14 protein-coding genes and 1 pseudogene are annotated in these 18,807 nt (G+C 71.6%); 11 read left to right on the plus strand and 4 right to left on the minus strand.

The features are described 5' to 3' along the window. Nucleotides 1–66: 66 nt before the first annotated feature. From ACFYPH_RS20540 to ACFYPH_RS20555, 4 genes are all read left to right on the plus strand, one after another. Nucleotides 67–1,056, plus strand: coding sequence for a LacI family DNA-binding transcriptional regulator (locus ACFYPH_RS20540; protein ID WP_355066850.1), 990 nt, complete (start codon nucleotides 67–69; stop codon nucleotides 1,054–1,056). Nucleotides 1,057–1,083: 27 nt separating this feature from the next. After that, nucleotides 1,084–2,334: an extracellular solute-binding protein gene (locus tag ACFYPH_RS20545; protein WP_387183852.1), complete on the plus strand. Its 1,251-nt coding sequence runs from the start codon at nucleotides 1,084–1,086 to the stop codon at nucleotides 2,332–2,334. A gap of 84 nt (nucleotides 2,335–2,418) precedes the next feature. After that, on the plus strand, nucleotides 2,419–3,540 hold the full coding sequence (locus ACFYPH_RS20550) for a carbohydrate ABC transporter permease (RefSeq protein WP_387183855.1): 1,122 nt from the start codon (nucleotides 2,419–2,421) through the stop codon (nucleotides 3,538–3,540). 1 nt (nucleotide 3,541) lies between these two features. Then, nucleotides 3,542–4,429 carry a carbohydrate ABC transporter permease gene (locus tag ACFYPH_RS20555; protein WP_355133479.1) on the plus strand — a complete coding sequence of 296 codons (888 nt, stop codon included), beginning with the start codon at nucleotides 3,542–3,544 and terminating at the stop codon, nucleotides 4,427–4,429. Nucleotides 4,430–4,465: 36 nt separating this feature from the next. Here the strand turns inward: ACFYPH_RS20555 and ACFYPH_RS20560 are convergent, their stop codons facing one another. Further along, nucleotides 4,466–5,047: a GNAT family N-acetyltransferase gene (locus ACFYPH_RS20560; RefSeq protein ID WP_354859186.1), complete on the minus strand. Its 582-nt coding sequence runs from the start codon at nucleotides 5,045–5,047 to the stop codon at nucleotides 4,466–4,468. 35 nt (nucleotides 5,048–5,082) lie between these two features. Between ACFYPH_RS20560 and ACFYPH_RS20565 the strand changes: the two genes are divergently transcribed. Continuing rightward, nucleotides 5,083–6,357, plus strand: a complete 1,275-nt coding sequence (locus ACFYPH_RS20565) for a glycosyltransferase family 87 protein (protein ID WP_387183859.1) — start codon at nucleotides 5,083–5,085, stop codon at nucleotides 6,355–6,357. On the opposite strand, the gene ACFYPH_RS20570 is transcribed toward ACFYPH_RS20565, so the two are convergent. Continuing rightward, entirely contained in the window at nucleotides 6,256–6,807 is a 552-nt protein-coding gene (locus tag ACFYPH_RS20570; protein WP_355066845.1) for a GNAT family N-acetyltransferase, read from the minus strand. The two genes, ACFYPH_RS20565 and ACFYPH_RS20570, sit on opposite strands and share 102 nt — an antisense overlap. Nucleotides 6,808–6,887: 80 nt before the next feature. Between ACFYPH_RS20570 and ACFYPH_RS20575 the strand changes: the two genes are divergently transcribed. From ACFYPH_RS20575 to ACFYPH_RS20595, 5 genes are all read left to right on the plus strand, one after another. Continuing rightward, the gene (locus ACFYPH_RS20575) at nucleotides 6,888–8,117 is read left to right on the plus strand and encodes a winged helix-turn-helix domain-containing protein (protein WP_387183863.1); all 1,230 of its coding nucleotides are present in this window, start codon (nucleotides 6,888–6,890) and stop codon (nucleotides 8,115–8,117) included. Continuing rightward, a complete protein-coding gene (locus ACFYPH_RS20580) occupies nucleotides 8,107–8,667 on the plus strand; it encodes a DUF2752 domain-containing protein (RefSeq protein WP_387183866.1) in 561 nt (186 codons plus the stop codon). Before ACFYPH_RS20575 ends, ACFYPH_RS20580 begins: the two co-directional genes overlap by 11 nt. 342 nt (nucleotides 8,668–9,009) lie before the next feature. Next, nucleotides 9,010–9,750: an FAD-dependent thymidylate synthase gene (thyX, locus tag ACFYPH_RS20585; protein WP_145785820.1), complete on the plus strand. Its 741-nt coding sequence runs from the start codon at nucleotides 9,010–9,012 to the stop codon at nucleotides 9,748–9,750. A gap of 47 nt (nucleotides 9,751–9,797) precedes the next feature. Further along, a complete protein-coding gene (gene dapA, locus ACFYPH_RS20590) occupies nucleotides 9,798–10,724 on the plus strand; it encodes a 4-hydroxy-tetrahydrodipicolinate synthase (protein WP_354859197.1) in 927 nt (308 codons plus the stop codon). A gap of 52 nt (nucleotides 10,725–10,776) precedes the next feature. After that, complete coding sequence (locus tag ACFYPH_RS20595) at nucleotides 10,777–12,465, plus strand: ribonuclease J (RefSeq protein ID WP_124854118.1); 1,689 nt, start codon at nucleotides 10,777–10,779, stop codon at nucleotides 12,463–12,465. A 68-nt stretch (nucleotides 12,466–12,533) separates the two neighbouring features. Here ACFYPH_RS20595 and ACFYPH_RS20600 read toward each other — a convergent pair whose 3' ends face one another. Together ACFYPH_RS20600 and ACFYPH_RS20605 are read right to left on the minus strand one after the other, a co-directional pair. Continuing rightward, on the minus strand, nucleotides 12,534–14,171 hold the full coding sequence (locus tag ACFYPH_RS20600; protein WP_387184217.1) for a YbjN domain-containing protein: 1,638 nt from the start codon (nucleotides 14,169–14,171) through the stop codon (nucleotides 12,534–12,536). A gap of 80 nt (nucleotides 14,172–14,251) precedes the next feature. Beyond that, the gene (locus ACFYPH_RS20605) at nucleotides 14,252–14,722 is read right to left on the minus strand and encodes a YbjN domain-containing protein (protein ID WP_355066841.1); all 471 of its coding nucleotides are present in this window, start codon (nucleotides 14,720–14,722) and stop codon (nucleotides 14,252–14,254) included. A gap of 113 nt (nucleotides 14,723–14,835) precedes the next feature. On the opposite strand from ACFYPH_RS20605, the pseudogene ACFYPH_RS20610 reads away from it, so the two are divergent. Next, a pseudogene (locus ACFYPH_RS20610) lies at nucleotides 14,836–18,759 on the plus strand (DNA translocase FtsK 4TM domain-containing protein); the annotation flags it as partial. Between the last annotated feature and the right edge of the window lie 48 nt (nucleotides 18,760–18,807).

Raw genomic sequence — 18,807 nt, forward strand, 5'->3', positions numbered from 1 at the left:
AGAAACTTGAACGATCTAATCCTGCACTATCCGAATTGGATCGTTCAAGACGGCGAGAGGGATTAAGTGCCCGAGAAGGTAACCATTGCGACGGTGGCCCGGCACGCCCGAGTAAGCCGGCAGACGGTCTCCAACGTGCTCAACGCGCCGCACATCGTGCGGCAGGAGACCCGCCAGCGGGTCGAGGACGCGATCAGCGCGCTCGGCTACCGGGCCAACCAGGCGGCCAGACAGATGCGCACCGGCCGGTCCCGCCTCATCGCCGCCCGGATCGAACCGACCCGCGACGGCATCAACGGCTCCGTTCTCGACCGCTTCCTGCACGGCCTCACCGAGACCGCCGACGCCGCCGGCTACCGGGTGCTGCTCTACACCGCCACCGACGACGAGCGGGAGATCGCCACCTACGACGACCTGCTCGGCACGTACGAGCTGGACGCGTTCGTGCTCGTCGGCACCAAGTACGGCGACCCGCGTACCGCCTGGCTCGCCGACCGGGACGTGCCGTTCGTGACCTTCGGCCGCCCGTGGGACGCGCTCGACGCGCACCCCTGGGTCGACGTGGACGGCGCCGCCGGCACCGCCGCCGCTACCCGGCATCTGCTCGACGCCGGGCACCGGCGGATCGCGTTCATCGGCTGGCCCCTCGGGTCCGGTGTCGGCGACGACCGGCGGGCCGGCTGGCACGACGCGCTGCGCGCCGCCGGTGTCGACCCGACCGGGCTGCACCGCGAGACCGAGGACGGCATCGCCGAGGGCGAACGGCTCACTCGGGACCTGCTCGCCGCCGAGGCGCCGACCGCCGTGCTCTGCGCCAGCGACTCGCTCGCCCTCGGCGCGCTGCAGGCGATCCGGGGCACCGACCCGCCGGTGTCGGTGATCGGCTTCGACGACACGCCGGTCGCAGCCGCGGTGGGGCTGACCAGCGTCAGCCAACCGCTCGGCGAGGCCGCCGCCCGCTGCGTGGACCTGCTCACCGGGGTCCTCGACGGCAACCACGAGACCCCCACCCACGTGCTGCTCCAGCCCTCGCTGGCGCTTCGGCACACCGCGTAGTCCCATCCCCCACCAGGAGAGAACCCCATGGCACCTCGAAACCTCACCCGGGCGGCGGTGGCCGGCCTCGCCGCCGTCGCCCTTCTCGGTTCCGCGGCCTGCGGCAGCGGCTTCGACGACTCGTCCGGCGACGCCGCCCAGTCCAGCGGACCGGCCAGCCTGCAGATCCTGATCGGATCCTCCGGCGAAGCCGAGACCAAGGCCGTGCAGGACGCCGCGGCGAAGTGGGCCAGCGGCTCCGGCAACACCGCCACGGTCACCCCGGCGCAGGACCTCACCCAGCAGCTCGGCCAGGGCCTCGCCGGCGGCACCCCGCCGGACGTCTTCTACGTCGACGCGGCCCGCTTCGCCGACTACGCGAGCGTCGGCGCGCTGGAGCCGTACGGCGACAAGATCTCCAACCCGGACGACTTCTACGAGAGCCTGCGCACCACGTTCTCGTACGACGGCAAGCTCTACTGCGCGCCCAAGGACTTCTCCACCCTGGCCCTGCAGATCAACACGGACCTGTGGGCGAAGGCCGGACTGACCGACGCCGACGTGCCGACCACCTGGGACCAGCTCACCGCGACCGCCCAGAAGATCAAGGCGAAGGGGCAGGTCGCCCTGGCGCTCGGCGACACCCGGGACCGGATTGGCGCCTTCCTGGTGCAGAACGGCGGCTGGCTGCTGAGCAAGGACGGCAAGCAGCCGACCGCCGACACCCCGGAGAACCTGGCCGCCCTCCAGTACGTCAAGTCCCTGCTCACCTCGGGCCTGGCCAAGTACCCGAAGCAGCTCGACTCGGGCTGGTCCGGTGAGGCGTTCGGCAAGGGCAAGGCCGTGATGACCATCGAGGGCAACTGGATCAAGGGCGCGCTGCAGAACGACTTCCCGAACGTGAAGTACAAGGTGGTGGCGCTGCCGGCCGGCCCGAAGGGGCAGGGCACGCTCTCCTTCACCCAGTGCTGGGGCATCGCGGCGAAGAGCAAGTACAAGGACCAGGCCATCAAGTTCGTCGAGGCGATGACCAGCGGTGAGCAGCAGCTGACGTTCGCGAAGGCGGTCGGTGTCATGCCGTCGCGGCAGTCGGTGCGCGACCAGTACACGGCCGCCTCCCCGGCCGACAAGGTGTTCATCGAGGGCGTCGCGTACGCCCAGGGCCCGGTGAACGCGCCGAAGATGGACAGCGTCCTCAAGGACCTGGACACCGGTCTGCAGAGCCTGGCCAACGGCGACCCGAAGACCGTGCTGCAGAACTTCGACAAGAACGCCAAGGCGGCGCTCGGCGGCAGCTGAGGTGACGGCGGGGGCCCCGACAGCGAGCGGGGCCCCCGTCCGCACCTCCGGCCCGGAAGGGCCCGAGAGAGGGAGGGAGGGGAGATGGCAACCGAGACACTGACCGCCGTGGCCACCGCGCCCGGGACGAGCCCCCGGCGACGGCGGGGTGGCGTCCGCGGCAACGAGAACCTCGCCGGCTGGCTCTTCGTCGCACCGGTGATCGTCATCCTGGGGCTGTTCCTGTTGCTGCCGATCCTGATGGCGCTCTGGGTCAGCCTGACCGACTGGAACGGGCAGGGCAGCCCGTTCACCGGCGACGTCCCGTTCGTCGGCGCGCACAACTACACCCAGTTGTTCACCGAGGACGGGCTGGCCCGCCGCGACTTCATGACCAGCATCCGCAACAACATCTACTACGTGGCGATCGTGGTGCCGGCGCAGACCGTGCTCGCGCTCGGGCTGGCGCTGGTGGTCAACAACCGGATGCTCAAGGGCAAGAGCTTCTTCCGCAGCGCGTTCTACTTTCCCTCGGTCACCAGCTCGGTCGCGATCAGCGTGGTGTTCCTGTTCCTCTTCGCCAACTCCGGCGCGGTGAACGCGCTGCTCGGCTTCCTCGGGATCGACGGCCCGGAGTGGTTCGCCGACTCTCGAGGCGTGCTGCACCTGCTCTTCGGCGCGGTCGGCGTCGACTCGCCCCCGGCGGCGCTCACCGACGGCGGCCCGTTCGGGCTGAGCTGGTGGGACTGGCTGGCCGGCCCCAGCGTGGCGATGATCTCGATCATCACGTTGGTCATCTGGACCACCTCCGGCACGTTCATGCTGATGTTCCTGGCCGGCCTGCAGAACGTGCCGGTGACGCTGGACGAGGCCAGCACGCTCGACGGAGCCTCCCGCTGGCAGCGGTTCCGCTACGTCACCCTGCCGATGATCAGGCCGACCACCTTCCTGGTGCTCACCCTCGGCATGATCGGCTCCTGGCAGGTCTTCGACCAGGTGTACGTCATGAGCCAGGGCGACCCGGCCAAGACCACCGTCACCCCGGCGTACCTGTCGTACCGGACCGCGTTCCGGGACTTCGACTACGGCTCCGGCGCGGCGATCTCGTTCGTGCTGTTTCTGATCATCATCGTGCTCACGCTGATCCAGCGTCGGGCGCTCGCCGAGCGGGACACCGACCGGCCGCGCCGCGGCTGGCGGCGTCGACGCGTACCGGAGAGGTCCTGACATGGCCGTGCTGACCGACCGCCCGGCGGGGGCGCCCGCGCGCGGCGACCAGCGCGCGGCCCGCACCCTGGTCACCCGCTTTCTGGGGTACGCCACGCTGGTCTTCTTCGGGCTGGTGTTCCTCTACCCGTTCGTCATCCAGATCGCGAGCTCGCTCAAGACCGAGCCCGACGCGGCGGCGAACCCGCTCTCGCCGATTCCGGACCCGCTCAGCCTCGCCGGCTTCGACCGGATCTTCGCCGGCACCAACTTTCCGCTCTGGCTGGGCAACTCGCTGCTGGTCACCGTGCTGGTGACCCTCGGCCGGGTGTTCTTCGACTCGCTCGCCGGGTACGCGTTGGCCCGGCTGCGATTCCGGGGTCGCGCCGGGCTGTTCGCCGCCGTCATCGCGGTGATGGCGGTGCCCGGCGTGGTGCTGCTGATCCCGAAGTTCCTGGTGCTCAACCAGCTCGGCCTCTACAACAGCTACGCCGGCCTGGTGGTGCCGCTGCTGGCCGACGCGGCGGGCGTGTTCATCATGAAGCAGTTCTTCGAGTCGATCCCGGTGAGCGTGGAGGAGGCCGCCCGCATCGACGGGGCGAGCATCTTCCGCACCTTCTGGTCGGTGGTGCTGCCGATGGCGAAGCCGGCGCTGATCACCCTGACCATCCTGTCGTTCCAGGGTTCCTGGAACGAGTTCCCGCACAGCCTCGTGTCGGTGCAGGACCCGGACCTGTTCACCCTGCCGCGCGGCCTCGCCGACCTGGTCAGCGGCTCGCTGGGCAGCGGCACCCAGTACCCGCTCAAGCTGGGCGCGGCGCTGCTCGCCACCATCCCGGTGGCGATCATCTTCGTGGTGTTCCAGCGCTACTTCGTCCGCGACGCCAGCGACGGCGCGGACAAGGGTTGACCGTACCGGTGCGGCGGCCCCGGGCCGCCGCACCGGTCACTCGGCCGGAACCTTCTCGGTCGGCACGGCCACGTGCAGGCGCACCTGAGGCACCAGCATGTCGTCGACGTCCAGCGCCCGGGCCGCGCCGTCGGGCTCCCAACCGGTGCTGGTGAGGAACTTCCGGGTCGCCTCGTCACCGTCGAACGCCCAGGCCACCGCCCGACTCATGCCGTCGGACCGCCACAGGTCGACGGTCGCGGCGAGCAGCCGACTGCCGTGCCCGCGCCGGCCCCAGCGCGGCTCCACCAGCAGGTCGGTCACCGCCGCCACGTCCGGGCCGAGCGCGTCGGCCGGCTCACCCGGGGCGAGCGCCTCGCCGTCGGCCGGGCCGGAGGCGGCGAACCCCACCAGATACGATTGCTCGGCCTGTTCGACGGCGACCAGCACCCGGTGCGCGCCCGAGGGCGGCTCCAGCACCGCGGCGCTCCACCGCCGGGCGAGGAACGCCTCGTCCAGGTTGTCGAGCACATGCCGAGGCAGAATGCGGCGGTACGCGACCCGCCAGGTCGCGAGCTGGATGCGTGCGATCTCGCCGGCGTCCTCGGGACGCGCCGGGCGGACGTACCCGAGAGCCATGGGACGGAAGCCTACGCAGGGCGAGGGAGGCGACGGTGGCGCAGGGTGCCAACAGGACGACCGCGCAGGTCGTCGGGGTGGTGGTGCTCGCCGCGGCGGTCACCGCGTTTCTCGCCGTCGCGGCCGTCCGGCACGGTTTCTTCGACCTCAAGGTCTACTACGGCGCGTTGACGTGGTGGGTGCACGACGGCGGGGAGATCTACGACTACCTCAAACCGGGCACCCAGTACGGCTTCACGTACCCGCCGTTCGCGGCGCTGGTCATGCTGCCGATGGCGTACCTGCCGTGGTCGGCCGCGATCGTGGTGAGCGTACTCGCCAGTGTGGTCACCACGACGGTGCTGATCTGGTGGCTGGTGGACCCGATCGCCCGCCGGGCCGGGTGGACCCCCTGGTTCGCCCTCGCCGTCGCGCTCTGCCTGGCCGCCGCCTTCGAGCCGATGCGGGAGACGGTCAACTTCGGCCAGGTGAACACACTGCTGCTGTTCCTGGTGGCGGTGGACCTGCTGCGGCTGCTGCCGGTCGGCGACCGGTGGGCCGGGGTGGGCATCGGCCTGGCCACCGCGATCAAGCTGACCCCGGGCATCTTCATCGTCTATCTGCTGGTCACCGGGCGGTGGCGGGCGGCGCTCACCGCCAGTGGCGCGGCCGCCGGGGTGACGTTGCTGGCCGGCGCGCTCTTCCCGGACGCCTCCCGGGAGTTCTGGACCGAGGCACTGTGGAACACCGGGCGGGTCGGGGAGCTGGCGTTCGTCTCCAACCAGTCGCTGCGCGGGGTGGTCGCCCGGCTCGACCCGCAGCACCCGAGCACCCTGCTGTGGCTGCTGCTGGTGCTCGGCGCCCTGGCGCTCTGGGCCTGGCGGTCCCGGGTCGCCGTCGCCGCCGGTGACGAGGCGACCGGCCTGGCCCTGACCGGCGCGGTGATGTGCCTGGTCAGCCCGGTCACCTGGGTGCACCACCTGGTCTGGCTGCTGCCCGGGCTGATCCTGCTGGTCGACAACGCGATGGCCGCGCCGGCCGGCCGTCGACGGCGCGTCCTGCTGGCCGCCGCGACCATCGGCTACGTGCTGCTGATCAGCCGGACCGTCTGGTTCTGGGAGAAGGACTTCACCGGCGTCGACGGCTTCGTCGGCAGCAACGCGTACGTCTGGATCAGCCTGGCCCTGCTGGCCTTCCTGCCGGTTCGCCGGTGGCTGACACCGGGCAGGTCAGTCGTCGAGGCGTCCGGCGTACCGCAGCTCGACCAGTCCGACCGGCCCGCGTCCGCCGGCGAGCGGCACCTGGTAGGTCGACCGTTCACCGTCCGGTGACAGCCCCGCCCGTTCGTAGAACCGGCGGGCCCGCCGGTTGTCCGCCAGCACCCACAGCCGGTAGCCGGTCCAGCCCCGTTCGCTGAGCCCGGCGCGGGCGGCGGCGAGCAGTTCGGCGGCCATCCCGTCGCCCCAGAACTCCGGCTCGACGTAGAGCGCCAGCACCTCGCCGACCGTCGGGTCCAGATCGTCGCGGTCCTGGTTGCGGCGGTACGGCCCGAACGTGGTGAAGCCGACGACCAGCCCGTCCACCTCGCCGAGCAGGGTGCTGAACGGGTGCTCCGGGTCGGCGGTGCCCAGGTCACGACGGCGCTGCGCCCAGGCCCCCACGTTGAGCCGTCCGAGCACCTCGTCCGGCATGAAGCCGGCGTAACCCGCCTGCCAGCCGTGCACGTGCACCCGGGCGACCGCCTCGGCGTCGTCGGGCTCCTCCCGGCGGATGGTCAGCATTGCACCGTTCTATGCCCCCGTAGCCGTCGGAGTCCAGCTTCCCGCACCGGCGTCGTACCGATGATTTATCGTCGCCGACGATGGCCGCACCGGAAGCACTCTCACTCGCCCAGGCCCGCCGGGTGGCACTCGCCGCCCAGGGTTTCGCCGACCCGCCGCCGGTCGGGGTGCCCACGCGTCGACATCTGCGCCGGGTCCTCGACCGGGTCGGGTTGATCCAGATGGACTCGGTCAACGTGCTGCAACGTGCGCACTACCTGCCGCTCTACAGCCGGCTCGGTCCGTACCCCACCGCGCTGCTCGACCAGGCCGCCTACCGCCGCCCCCGCGAGCTGTTCGAATACTGGGGCCATGAGGCGTCCCTCGTGCCGGTCGGGCTGCACCCGCTGCTGCGCTGGCGAATGGCCCGCGCGCAGAGCGAATCCTGGGGTGGCATGCGGCGCATCGCACAGGAGCAGCCGGAGCTGGTCGCCTGGGTCCGGGCCGAGGTGGCCGCGCGGGGTCCGTTGACCGCCGCCGAGATCGAGCACGACGCGCCCCGGGAGACCGGCAACTGGGGGTGGAACTGGTCGGCGGTGAAGCGGGCGCTGGAGTTCCTGTTCTGGGCCGGCGAGGTGACCGCCGCCGAGCGCAGCACGTCCTTCGCCCGCCGCTACGACCTGCCCGAGCGGGTGCTCCCGCCGGCCGTGCTGGGCGCGCCCACCCCGACCGACGCCGAGGCGTACCGCGCTCTGGTGGCCCTGGCGGCGCGGTCGCTCGGGGTGGCCGCCGAACCGGAGCTGCGCGACTACTTTCGGCTGCCACTGGCCGGCGCCCGGCAGGCCGTCGCGGAGCTGGCCGAGGCCGGCGAGCTGGTGCCGGTCACCGTGGCGGGCTGGCGACAGCCGGCCTGGCTGCACGCGTCCGCCCGGCTGCCCCGGTGGATTCGGGGCAACACGCTGGTCAGCCCGTTCGACCCGCTGGTCTGGGAACGTGCCCGCACCGAGCGGCTGTTCGACTTCAGCTACCGGATCGAGATCTACGTCCCGGCGCCACAGCGGGTGTACGGCTACTACGTGCTGCCGTTCCTGCAGGGCGACCGGTTCACCGCCCGGGTCGACCTGAAGGCCGACCGCAAGGCCGGGGTGCTGCTCGTGCCGGCCGCCTGGGTCGAGCCCGGCGCCGACCCGGGGGAGACCGCCGTGGCGCTCGCCGCCGAGCTGTACCGGCTCGCCGGCTGGCTCGGGTTGGACGCGGTGGCGCCGCCCGCGGCCGGCGACCTGGCCGGTCCGCTCACCGCCGCGTTGGCCGGCGTGTCCGGTGTACCGTGAGCGCGTGACGAGCGTTCCCGGACCGGTCGACCAGCCGCAGCCCGCCCCCGGTGCGAGCTGGCCGGCGAGCCCGCCGGATGGCTACGGCTACCCGGCGCCCGAGCCCGACCGGCTCACCCGGGGCGTTCTGTGGCTCTACGAGCGGTCACCGCGCTGGGCGGCGCCGCTGGCCGCGGTCGGGTGCGTCGGCCTCGGCATGGCCTACGCGCTGCTGAGCAACCCGGCCCACGCCGACCCGGACGCCGCGCCGACCTGCCTGCTCAAGCTGACCACGGGGCTGGACTGCCCGGGCTGCGGCGGCACCCGCGCGCTCTGGTACGTGCTGCACGGCGACCTGCCGGCCGCCGCCCGACACCACTTCCTGTTCGTCTTCGCGCTGCCCTTCCTGGCGTACCTCTTCGTCGCCTGGGCGGGCCATCAGGCGTTCGGTTGGCGGCTGCCGGAGCTGCGGATCAGCTCGAAGGTCATCGTCGGGTTCCTGGGCGTGTGGCTGGCCTTCTCGGTGCTGCGCAACCTGCCCTGGGCGCCGTTCACCTCGCTCTACGTCTGAGGCCTGCCAGCCCCGGCCCGGCGTGCTGTGGATCGGCCTTCCTCGGCCTTCCTCGGGCGGGCCGTGAGGTCCTGCGCGTCCTGTAGAGCTGCCCCGGATATGGGGCGTGGCGGTGGTGCGCCCGGCGTCGTGCCGCCTGCCCCACTTCTGGGGCAGCTCTACAGGGAACCGGGGGTGTGCGAGACCCGCGAGCCACCGGATCCGCGCGTAGAGATCTTGGACACCTCCGGGCGCCGGCGCGTCCGCGAGCACCGGTGATTCGGCTGCGGTTGGCGGCTTCCACACCGCGAGCCCGAGTTGGGAGCGGGACCGCCGGCTACTACAGTCCCTGGCATGCCGGAGATGGTGCAGCCCCAGGTCAAGTTGATCGCGTGGACCCAGTTCGCGGCCCCGGACGACGTGCCGTGGTCGACCGACGCCGAGGGCGGCCAGGCGCTCGCCGAGTTCGCCGGGCGGGCCTGCTACCAGTCGTGGAAGAAGCCGAACCCGGCGACCGCCACGAACGCCGGCTACCTCGCGCACATCCTGGAGGTCGGGCACCTGAGCGTGCTGGAGCACGGCTCGGTCACCTTCTACTTCACCGGGGTGTCCCGCTCCTTCACCCACGAGTTGATCCGGCACCGGCACTTCTCGTACTCCCAGCTCTCCCAGCGCTACGTCCCCGAGCGGGACGCGGCCATGGTCGAGCCGGCGGTCATCGCCGACGACCCCGAGCTGCACAAGAAGTTCACCGAGGCCGCCGAGGCGAGCGTGCGGGCGTACACCGAGCTGCTGGAGGGTCTTGAGCAGCGCTTCTCCGACGAGCCCAACCCGACGCTGCGCCGCAAGCAGGCCCGGCAGGCGGCCCGCGCGGTGCTGCCGAACGCCACCGAGACCCGGATCGTGGTCACCGGCAACTACCGGGCGTGGCGGCACTTCGTCGCCATGCGGGCCACCGAGCACGCCGACGTGGAGATCCGTGAGCTGGCCGTGGAGTGCCTGCGCCAGCTCCAGGGAGTCGCACCGAACGTCTTCGCCGACTTCGTGATCTCGACGCTGCCGGACGGCACCGAGGTGGCGGCCAGCCCGCACGAGGCGTCCTGAGCCCTTCCCCGGCAGGCTCCGGCTGGTCGTCCGCTAGGTTGGAGGGTATGACGCACGACCACCCCGACGCCGCGGCCCAACCGGCGTCCCGCCCCTTCGGCCGGGTGCTCACGGCCATGGTGAGCCCGTTCACCCCCGACGGCTCGCTCGACCTCGACGGCGCCGCCCGACTGGCGAGCCACCTGGTCGACGAGCAGGGCAACGACGCGCTGGTGGTCAACGGCACCACCGGTGAGTCGCCGACCACCACCGACGCGGAGAAGGAACGCCTGATCCGGGCCGTGGTGGAGGCCGTCGGTGACCGGGCCAGGGTCGTCGCCGGGGTGGGTACCAACGACACCCGGCACACCATCGAGCTGGCCACCGCCGCCGAGAAGGCCGGCGCGCACGGCCTGCTCGTGGTCACCCCGTACTACAACAAGCCGCCGCAGAGCGGTCTGCTGCGGCACTTCACCGCGGTGGCCGACGCCAGCGGACTGCCGGTGATGCTGTACGACATCCCGCACCGCTCCGGCGTGCCGATTGACACCGAGACACTGGTCCGGCTCGCCGACCACGCGCGGATCGTCGCGGTCAAGGACGCCAAGGGCGACCTGACCGCCACCAGCTGGGTGACCAGCCGGACCGGCCTCGCCTTCTACAGCGGCGAGGACGCGCTCACCCTGCCGGCGCTGGCCGTCGGCTGCGTGGGCGTGGTCGGCACCTCGACGCACTTCACCGGGGCGCTGACCGCACAGATGATCGAGGCGTACGACGCGGGGGACATGCCGGCCGCGCTTGCCCTGCACCGGCGGCTGCTGCCGCTGTTCACCGGCATCTTCCGCACGCAGGGCACCATCCTGGTGAAGGCGGGCCTGGCGTCGCTGGGCCTGCCGGCCGGCCCGGTGCGACCCCCGCTCGTGGACGCCACCGACGACGAGATCGCCCAGCTGCGCGCGGACTTCGCGGCAGCGGGCCTGGAGCTGCCCGAATGATCGAACGACACGATGGGCGCCGAGTGATGGCGTCGCAGAATGAGGTGGACGCGTGACCGAGGCGCACATCGAGGCGGAACTGCCCCCGCCGCTGCCGGAAGGTGGCCTGCGGATCATCCCGCTCGGCGGGCTCGGCGCCATCGGTCGGAACATGACCGTCTTCGAGTACGACGGCAAACTGCTGATCGTCGACTGCGGGGTGCTCTTCCCCGACGTCGAACAGCCGGGCGTGGACCTGATCCTGCCCGACTTCGGCCCGATCCTGGACCGGCTGGCCGACGTCCAGGCGATCGTGCTGACCCACGGCCACGAGGACCACATCGGCGCGGTGCCGTACCTGCTCGCCCACAAGCCCGACATCCCGCTGGTCGGCTCGCAGTTCACCCTCGCCCTGGTCGAGGCGAAGCTGGCCGAGCGGCGCATCCAGCCGTACACGCTGACCGTGCGGGAGGGCGGCCGCGAGCGGCTCGGCCCGTTCGAGTGCGAGTTCTTCGCGGTCAACCACTCCATCCCCGACGCGCTCGCCGTGGCCATCCGCACCCCGGCCGGCCTGGTGCTGCACACCGGCGACTTCAAGATGGACCAGCTCCCGCTGGACGGCCGGATCACCGACCTGGCCGGCTTCGCGCGGCTCGGCGCCGAGGGCGTCGATCTGCTGCTGTCCGACTCCACCAACGCGGAGATCCCCGGCTTCGTCACCCCGGAGCGGGAGATCGGGCCGGTGCTCGACTCGATCTTCGCGAAGGCCAAGGGCCGGATCATCGTCGCCTCGTTCGCCTCGCACGTGCACCGGGTGCAGCAGGTCTTCGACTCCGCCGCGGAGCACGGCCGCAAGGTCGCGCTGATCGGTCGGTCCATGGTCCGCAACATGGGCATCGCCCGGGACCTCGGCCTGCTCAACATCCCGGCCGGCCTGGTCATCGGGATCGAGGAGGCGACCACGCTGCCTCCCGAGCAGATCGTGCTGATGTCCACCGGTTCGCAGGGCGAGCCGATGAGCGCGCTGGGCCGGATGGCCAGCGGCGACCACCGGCACATCACCATCGCGCCTGGCGACACAGTCGTGCTGGCGTCGTCGCTGGTGCCGGGCAACGAGACCTCGGTCTACCGGGTCATCAACCGGCTCGCCCGGGCCGGCGCGGTCGTCGTGCACAAGGACGTGGCGAAGGTGCACGTCTCCGGGCACGCCCCGGCCGGCGAACTGCTCTACCTGCTCAACGTGGTTCGGCCCAGCAACCTGATGCCGGTGCACGGCGAGTGGCGTCACCTGCGCGCGCACGCCCGCCTCGGCATCGAGTCGGGGGTCGCCGCCGACCGGGTCGTGATCTGCGAGGACGGCGACGTGGTCGACCTCGTCGAGGGCCGGGCCAGCCTCGTCGGGCACGTGAAGAGCCGGTACGTCTACGTCGACGGTCTCGCCGTCGGCGACGTCAGCGAGTCGCTGCTCACCGAACGGCGGATCCTCGGCGACGGCGGTTTCATCGCCACCACAGTGGTCGTCGACTCGGTCACCGGCAAGGTGGTCGCCGGCCCGACGCTGTCCGCGAAGGGCTTCTCCGAGGACCCGGAGGCGTTCAACCCGGTGGTGCCGCTGGTCACCGAGGCGCTCAACCGGGCCGCCGCGGACGGCATCACCGACCCGCACCAGCTCCAGCAGATCGTCCGGCGGACCGTGGGGCGGTGGGTCAACGACAAGTACCGTCGTCGGCCGATGATCGTGCCCACCGTCGTCGAGGTCTGAGCACGTCGCGCTGACGCCGGTCCACCCGTTGCGGGTGGGCCGGCGTCGCCGTGTCGGCCGCCGGGCGGTCAGGGCAGGTCGGCCACCGCTTCGGCGTACGCGACGCCGGTGGCGATCGCGGCGTCCACCAGCACCAGCAGTTGCACCGGCGCCACCCCGTGGGTCAGGTCTGTCGCCACGTCCCCGGCGAGCACGATCTCCGTGTCGAGATCGTGCGCGTACGCCTTGGGCAGCAGCCGGTCGTGGTTCCAGGCGTTGCAGAAGGCGTACGCCTCGGCGCGGCGCGCGGTCGGCAGCCGGCGGGCGGCCATCGCCCGGGTGTGCAACACCTCGCCGCGTTCGCCGGCCCGACGGAACTGGATCACGGCCGCACCCCACCGGCCGACCACGGTGCCGCCGTCGTCGACCAGGTACCGGTCGCCGCGCCTGTCCAGCGTCGAGGTGATCATGTCGGTGGTGAGCGCCATCACCTCCCGCTCGGAGTCCGCCTCCGCGCCGGCCTCGTCCGCCCCGGGCTCGTGCGCGCCGGGCTCGTGCGCGCCGGGCTCGTGCGCGCCGGGCTCGTGCGCGCCGGCCTGGTCGCCAACCTCGTCGGCGGCCTCGTCGTCGGCGGGCAGCGGCGCTGCCGTCGCGGATGGGCGCTCGGCCAGCCAGGCCGCCATCCGGCCGGACTGGTGACCGGTGCCGTTGCGGGCGTCGAAGCTGCCCGCCAGGTCGGTGGCGAGGCCGAGCAGCAGCGCGCCCAGGGTGCCCACCTCCAGTTCGGTGGCCGGGCGATCGGCGTACGCCGGGCGGTGCACCGTCCGGTCACCCAGCCCCGCCTCCTCGGCCAGCCCGCAGACCAGCGCCCCGGCGGCGGCGAACTCCATCGCGGCGAGGTCGTCGGTGGGCCGGTCCAGTCGGGGCAGCTGCTCGGTCAGGACGGTCAGCCCGCGTTCCAGGTGCCCGCCGAGCGCGCAGAACCGCAAATGCGTGGCGAGGTACGGAAAGGCGGAGCGCTCGCGCCGGTGTCGCCGGTACGCCCGCACGTGCGCCGCCGCTGCCTGCTCTGGTTCGCCGAGCCGCAACAGCGGCAGCAGATCGGCGACCAGCGCCCGCTCGGGCTGGTCGGTGCACTCCTGAGCGTCGCCGTCGTACGCCCGCAGCTCACTGCGTGCGGCCTGCCACTCGCCCCAGCCGGCGAGCAGTTCCGCGCGTCGGGCCGGGGCGCAGCCGGGGCATCCACCGGCCGGGCCGGGACGCGTGCCCGCCCACCCCTGGAAGAAGCGGCGGGCGGTGGGTTCGTCGCCGAGGTGGTCGGCGATCCGGCAGCGCAGCTCGGCGACGGTCGGCGCGTCGGGGCCGTCCGCCCCCACCCGGTGGGCCAGGTCGTCCAGCAGGAGTCGGGTCTGGTCCAGCCCGACCCGAGGCGTGCCGAGCAGCGCCTCCACCGCGTAGCGCTGGTAGCGCGCCAGCAGCTCAGCCTCGGCGTCGGTGAGCAGCGCGGGCCACCGGTCGGCGGCGGCCCGGCAGCGTCGCAACGGCTCGACCAGCCGCCACCGCTCGCCGTGCAGCAGGTACGCCTCGATCAGGGCGAACCGGGCGTCCATCGCGGACCGGACGTCCCCGGCGGCGTCGGCCCGTTCGGCGACCCGTTCCAGGGCGACCAGCCGACCGGGCCCGTCGGGCAGGTCCCGGGCGTCGGCGAGCGCGGCCACCAGCGCCAGGACGCGCTGACCTGCGACCCGGCCATCGGAGGGGCCGTCCGCCCGGTCGGTGCGGCTGCCCGCCGCCTCCTCCCGCCCGGTCACGCCGACACCGCGCCGGGCAGCCGGCCGACGGCGACGGCGAGCTGGCAGCCGGCCGTGATGCCACAGTCGAGCAGTTGGTCGAGCTGGTGCGGTGTGACCCCGCGCTCCAGGTCGGTGATCACCTCACCGTAGATCCGGGCCTGACCGCCGTCGTCGACGTGCACGAACGCCTTCGGCCAGAGCCGGTCGTGGTTCCAGGCGTTGCAGAAGGCGTACAGGGCGGGCACCTGCTCGATCCCGAAAGCGGGCGCGACCATGGTGCGGACCTGGAGCAACTCGCCGTCCACCCCGAGACGCAGGAACCAGATCAGGTTGTCGTCGAAGCGACCCACGAGGTCACCGTTCACGGCGCGGCCGACCGGCCGGCCACGCGCGGCGAGCACCGCGGCGACCAGCTCGTCGGTCAACGGGCGCAACCTACCGGGGTGCCCGGCCAGCGGATCGTCCTCGAGTCTCGGCGACGCCATCGGGCATCCCTTCTGAGGCGGATATCACGACCGGCGGCGGGGTCAGTGCTGCGACGCGCGGACACGACCCGGAAAAGCGGCGATCTGCCCGGCCCCACCGTTACCGTGACTCTATGGCGGGCCGTACCTCTCAGGCGAGCCGGCGACGCGGCGCGTCGCCGCGCGGTGGCACCAACAGCCGTGCCCGTCAACCGGCGAAGAAGACCCGGGCGCCGGTACGGCGGCGCACCACACCCGCCCGCCCGGGGCCGGCCGTCTACGTTGGCCGCGCGATCGGTGCACTGTGGATGGGGTTGGCGCACGGGATGGGCTGGGCGGTGCGGGCCGCCGGCCGGCAGGCCGCCTCCGCCCGCGACCTCGACCCCGAGCACCGTCGCGACGGCGGCGGGCTGCTGCTGTTCGGGCTGGCCCTGCTCACCGCCGTCGCGCTCTGGTTCTCCGGAGCGGGCCCGGTGGGCGCGCGGCTGGCCGACACGATCCGGCTGTTCCTGGGCGCGATCTCCGTGGTGGTTCCGGTGCTGCTGATGATCGGGGCGTGGCGGCTGATGCGCCAGCCGGCCGATCCGGAGCACCGGGGCCGCGGGTTGATCGGGTGGGGCTCGCTGCTGGTGTCGACCGCCGCGCTGCTCCAGATCGGTCAGGACCCGACGAACACCGTGCAGCGTGACTACGCCGGTGGCCTGGTCGGCGCCGGCGTGGGCGGGTTGCTGGAGCGAGCGGTCACCGCGTGGGTGGCCGTACCGTTGCTGGTCCTGCTGTTGCTCTTCGGCCTGCTCGTGGTCACCGCGACGCCGATCAACAAGATTCCCGAGCGGCTGGGCCTGCTCGCCGGAGGGTTGATCGCGCCTCCGGAGGCCACCGAGGAGGACGACGAGCCGGTCGCGCGGCCCGCGCGCAAGCGTCCGGCGAAGCGGATGCCGCCACCGATCGACCCGGACGACTTCGATGATCTGGAGGGCGCCGACCTCCAGGAGACCATGGTCCTGCCGCGCAAGGCGCCGGCGAAGGTGCCGGCCAGCCGCAAGCCGGCCGAGCCGCCGGAGCACTCGCCCGCGCCCACCCGCGCCGAGCAGCTCGCGTTGACCGGTCTGTCCGGCGACTACACCCTGCCCCCGGCGAACATGCTCAGCGCCGGTGCCGCCGCGAAGACCCGCAGCAAGGCCAACGACGAGGTGATCGCCGCGCTGACCGGCGTCTTCGACCAGTTCGACGTGGACGCCGCGGTCACCGGCTTCACCCGGGGCCCGACTGTCACCCGCTACGAGGTGGAGCTGGGGCACGGGGTCAAGGTCGAGCGGATCACGCAGCTCTCCCGCAACATCGCGTACGCGGTGAAGTCGCCGGACGTACGGATCCTCAGCCCGATCCCGGGCAAGAGCGCGGTCGGCGTGGAGATCCCGAATACCGACCCGGAGAACGTGGCGCTCGGCGACGTGCTGCGCTCGCGGGCGGCGACCAGCGACCACCATCCGATGGTGGTGGCGCTCGGCAAGGACATCGAGGGCGGCTACGTGGTGGCCAACCTCGCCAAGATGCCGCACATCCTCATCGCCGGGGCCACCGGCGCGGGCAAGGCGCTGGCCCTGGACACGCCGATCCCGACACCTGACGGCTGGTCCACGATGGGCGACCTCCAGGTTGGCGGGAAGGTTTTCGACGAACACGGCCGTAGCTGCACCATCGTCGCTGCCACCCCAGTGATGTACGACCGCCCCTGTTACGAAGTGGAGTTCTCCGACGGCACGGTGATTGTCGCCGACGCGCAGCACCAATGGCAGACGACGACCAGAGCTGGCCGGACCCAGCGAACCCATCGTTGGAGGGACGGGGCCTACTGGTCGGCGGATGATCGGCACCGGCTGGCTACAAAGACCGACGAGGTGTTGGCAGAGCCTGATCGTTCGGTATCGACCGACGAGGTTGTCTCCGATGTCGGCCAGCAGTTTCGAAACGCGCTGTACAAGGTGGTGCGTGGGCTGCCGAAGGAGTTCGGCAATACCCTGACCAGCTATGTGCGGGGCGGACGCGAGGTGGCCCGCCGAGTTCCCGCCTATTCCCGCCACCGTCTTTATCAGGCGTTGAACGAACTCGTCGCTGATCCAGGCCGGTCGGGTCGGAGGCGCAGCTTCGACGACCGGCCAGTGACGACCGAAGAGATCGCAGCTTCGCTGCGGGTGGTCGGGCGTGGCGGGTCCTGGGCCAACCATGCGGTTGCGGTGTGTGGACCACTCGACTATCCGGAGCAGGATCTACCAATCGCTCCGTACACGATGGGTTGTTGGCTGGGTGATGGCACGACCGGCTCGGCCTCCTTCACCTGCGACGAGGATGAGTTACTGGACAACATTCGGCTTGACGGGTACGTGGTGACGAAACGCCCCTCCAGCCGGAGGCATTACACGATCTCCAACAAACCAGAACGGGACGGGCGAATCGCCGAGGCTGTGAATCTGTTCGCTCAGGGTGTAAGCCTCGTTCGGGCGTCTCGGCAGGCCGGGGTCGGCCTTTCCGCTGTATGCCTGGCGGCTCGCGGTCGGGCCAGGGTTGCACGGCCGGGCCGCCGCGAGCCAGACTCTGCGCTCCGAGAGCAGTACCGGACGTTGCGGCACTTGTTCCGCGAGATCGGGACGAAACACATTCCTGCCAGCTACCTGCGCTCCTCGGAGGAGCAGCGGCGGGCTCTGCTGGCTGGTCTGTTGGACACGGACGGAACAATTTCCCCTCGGGGCGGAGTCGAGCTGGGGCTCACAAACCAACGTCTGGCACAGGATGCTCTAGAGCTGATCATCGGGCTCGGCTACCGGGCGACAATGACGACCAAGCGGGTGAAGGGCCGGAGCGAGTCGTCCTCCACCTTCTATCGAATTCACTTCACCCCGGCCGACAAGGTCTTCCGGCTGACACGCAAAGCGAGCCGCCAGGTGGTCGGCGGGCGTGCCACGACTGCCCGTCGTTACATCGTGGATGTACGACCAATCGCCTCGGTGCCCGTCCGGTGCATCGAGGTCGACAGTCCGAGTCATCTGTACCTGGCCAGCCGCGCGTGCATCCCCACCCACAACTCGAGCTGCCTCAACACCCTGCTGGTGTCTGTCCTCACCCGGGCCACCCCGGACGAGGTGCGGCTGCTGCTGATCGACCCGAAGCGGGTCGAGATGACCGGCTACGAGGGCATCCCGCACCTGGTCACCCCGATCGTGACCAACGCCAAGAAGGCGGCCGACTCGCTGGACTGGGTGGTCCGCGAGATGGACATGCGCTACGACGACCTCGCCGCCAACGGGGTCCGGCACATCGACGACTTCAACCGCAAGGTCCGCAACGGCGAGATCAAGGCTCCGCCGGGCAGCGAACGGGAGATGCGTCCGTACCCGTACCTGTTGGTGATCGTGGACGAGCTGGCGGACCTGATGATGGTCGCGCCGCGCGACGTGGAGGACTCGGTCGTCCGGATCACCCAGCTGGCCCGGGCCGCCGGCATCCACCTGGTGCTGGCCACCCAGCGCCCCTCGGTCGACGTGGTGACCGGTCTGATCAAGGCGAACGTGCCGTCCCGGCTGGCGTTCGCCACGTCGTCCCTCGCGGACTCGCGGGTCATCCTGGACCAGCCCGGCGCGGAGAAGCTGCTCGGCCGTGGTGACGGTCTCTTCCTGCCGATGGGCGCCTCGAAGCCGGTCCGGATCCAGGGTGCCTGGGTCACCGAGCGCGAGATCGCCGACGTGGTGAAGTTCTGCAAGGACCAGCGCGAGCCCGAGTTCCGCCCGGACGTGCTGGCTCCCGCCCAGGAGAACAAGAAGAAGATCGACGAGGACATCGGCGACGACCTCGACCTGCTGGTGCAGGCGGTGGAGCTAGTGGTCACCTCGCAGTTCGGCTCCACCTCGATGCTCCAGCGCAAGCTGCGGGTCGGTTTCGCGAAGGCGGGCCGTCTCATGGACCTCATGGAGACCCGGGGCGTGGTCGGGCCGTCGGAGGGGTCGAAGGCGCGCGACGTGCTGGTCAAGCCGGACGAGCTGGAGGACGTCCTGGCCGGCCTGCGCGGCGACGTGGACTGACCGCGCCGGACCGCCCGACCCGCTGACAGC

Origin of the sequence: Micromonospora sp. NPDC005252 (assembly GCF_042872475.1) — a bacterium.
GTDB lineage: Bacteria > Actinomycetota > Actinomycetes > Mycobacteriales > Micromonosporaceae > Micromonospora.

Coding starts and splice junctions, on each gene's coding strand:
- ACFYPH_RS20545 (WP_387183852.1), top strand. CDS start 1,084: ATGGCACCTCGAAACCTCACCCGGGCGGCGGTGGCCGGCCTCGCCGCC.
- ACFYPH_RS20550 (WP_387183855.1), top strand. CDS start 2,419: ATGGCAACCGAGACACTGACCGCCGTGGCCACCGCGCCCGGGACGAGC.
- ACFYPH_RS20555 (WP_355133479.1), top strand. CDS start 3,542: ATGGCCGTGCTGACCGACCGCCCGGCGGGGGCGCCCGCGCGCGGCGAC.
- ACFYPH_RS20560 (WP_354859186.1), bottom strand. CDS start 5,047: ATGGCTCTCGGGTACGTCCGCCCGGCGCGTCCCGAGGACGCCGGCGAG.
- ACFYPH_RS20570 (WP_355066845.1), bottom strand. CDS start 6,807: ATGCTGACCATCCGCCGGGAGGAGCCCGACGACGCCGAGGCGGTCGCC.
- ACFYPH_RS20575 (WP_387183863.1), top strand. CDS start 6,888: ATGGCCGCACCGGAAGCACTCTCACTCGCCCAGGCCCGCCGGGTGGCA.
- thyX (WP_145785820.1), top strand. CDS start 9,010: ATGGTGCAGCCCCAGGTCAAGTTGATCGCGTGGACCCAGTTCGCGGCC.
- dapA (WP_354859197.1), top strand. CDS start 9,798: ATGACGCACGACCACCCCGACGCCGCGGCCCAACCGGCGTCCCGCCCC.
- ACFYPH_RS20605 (WP_355066841.1), bottom strand. CDS start 14,722: ATGGCGTCGCCGAGACTCGAGGACGATCCGCTGGCCGGGCACCCCGGT.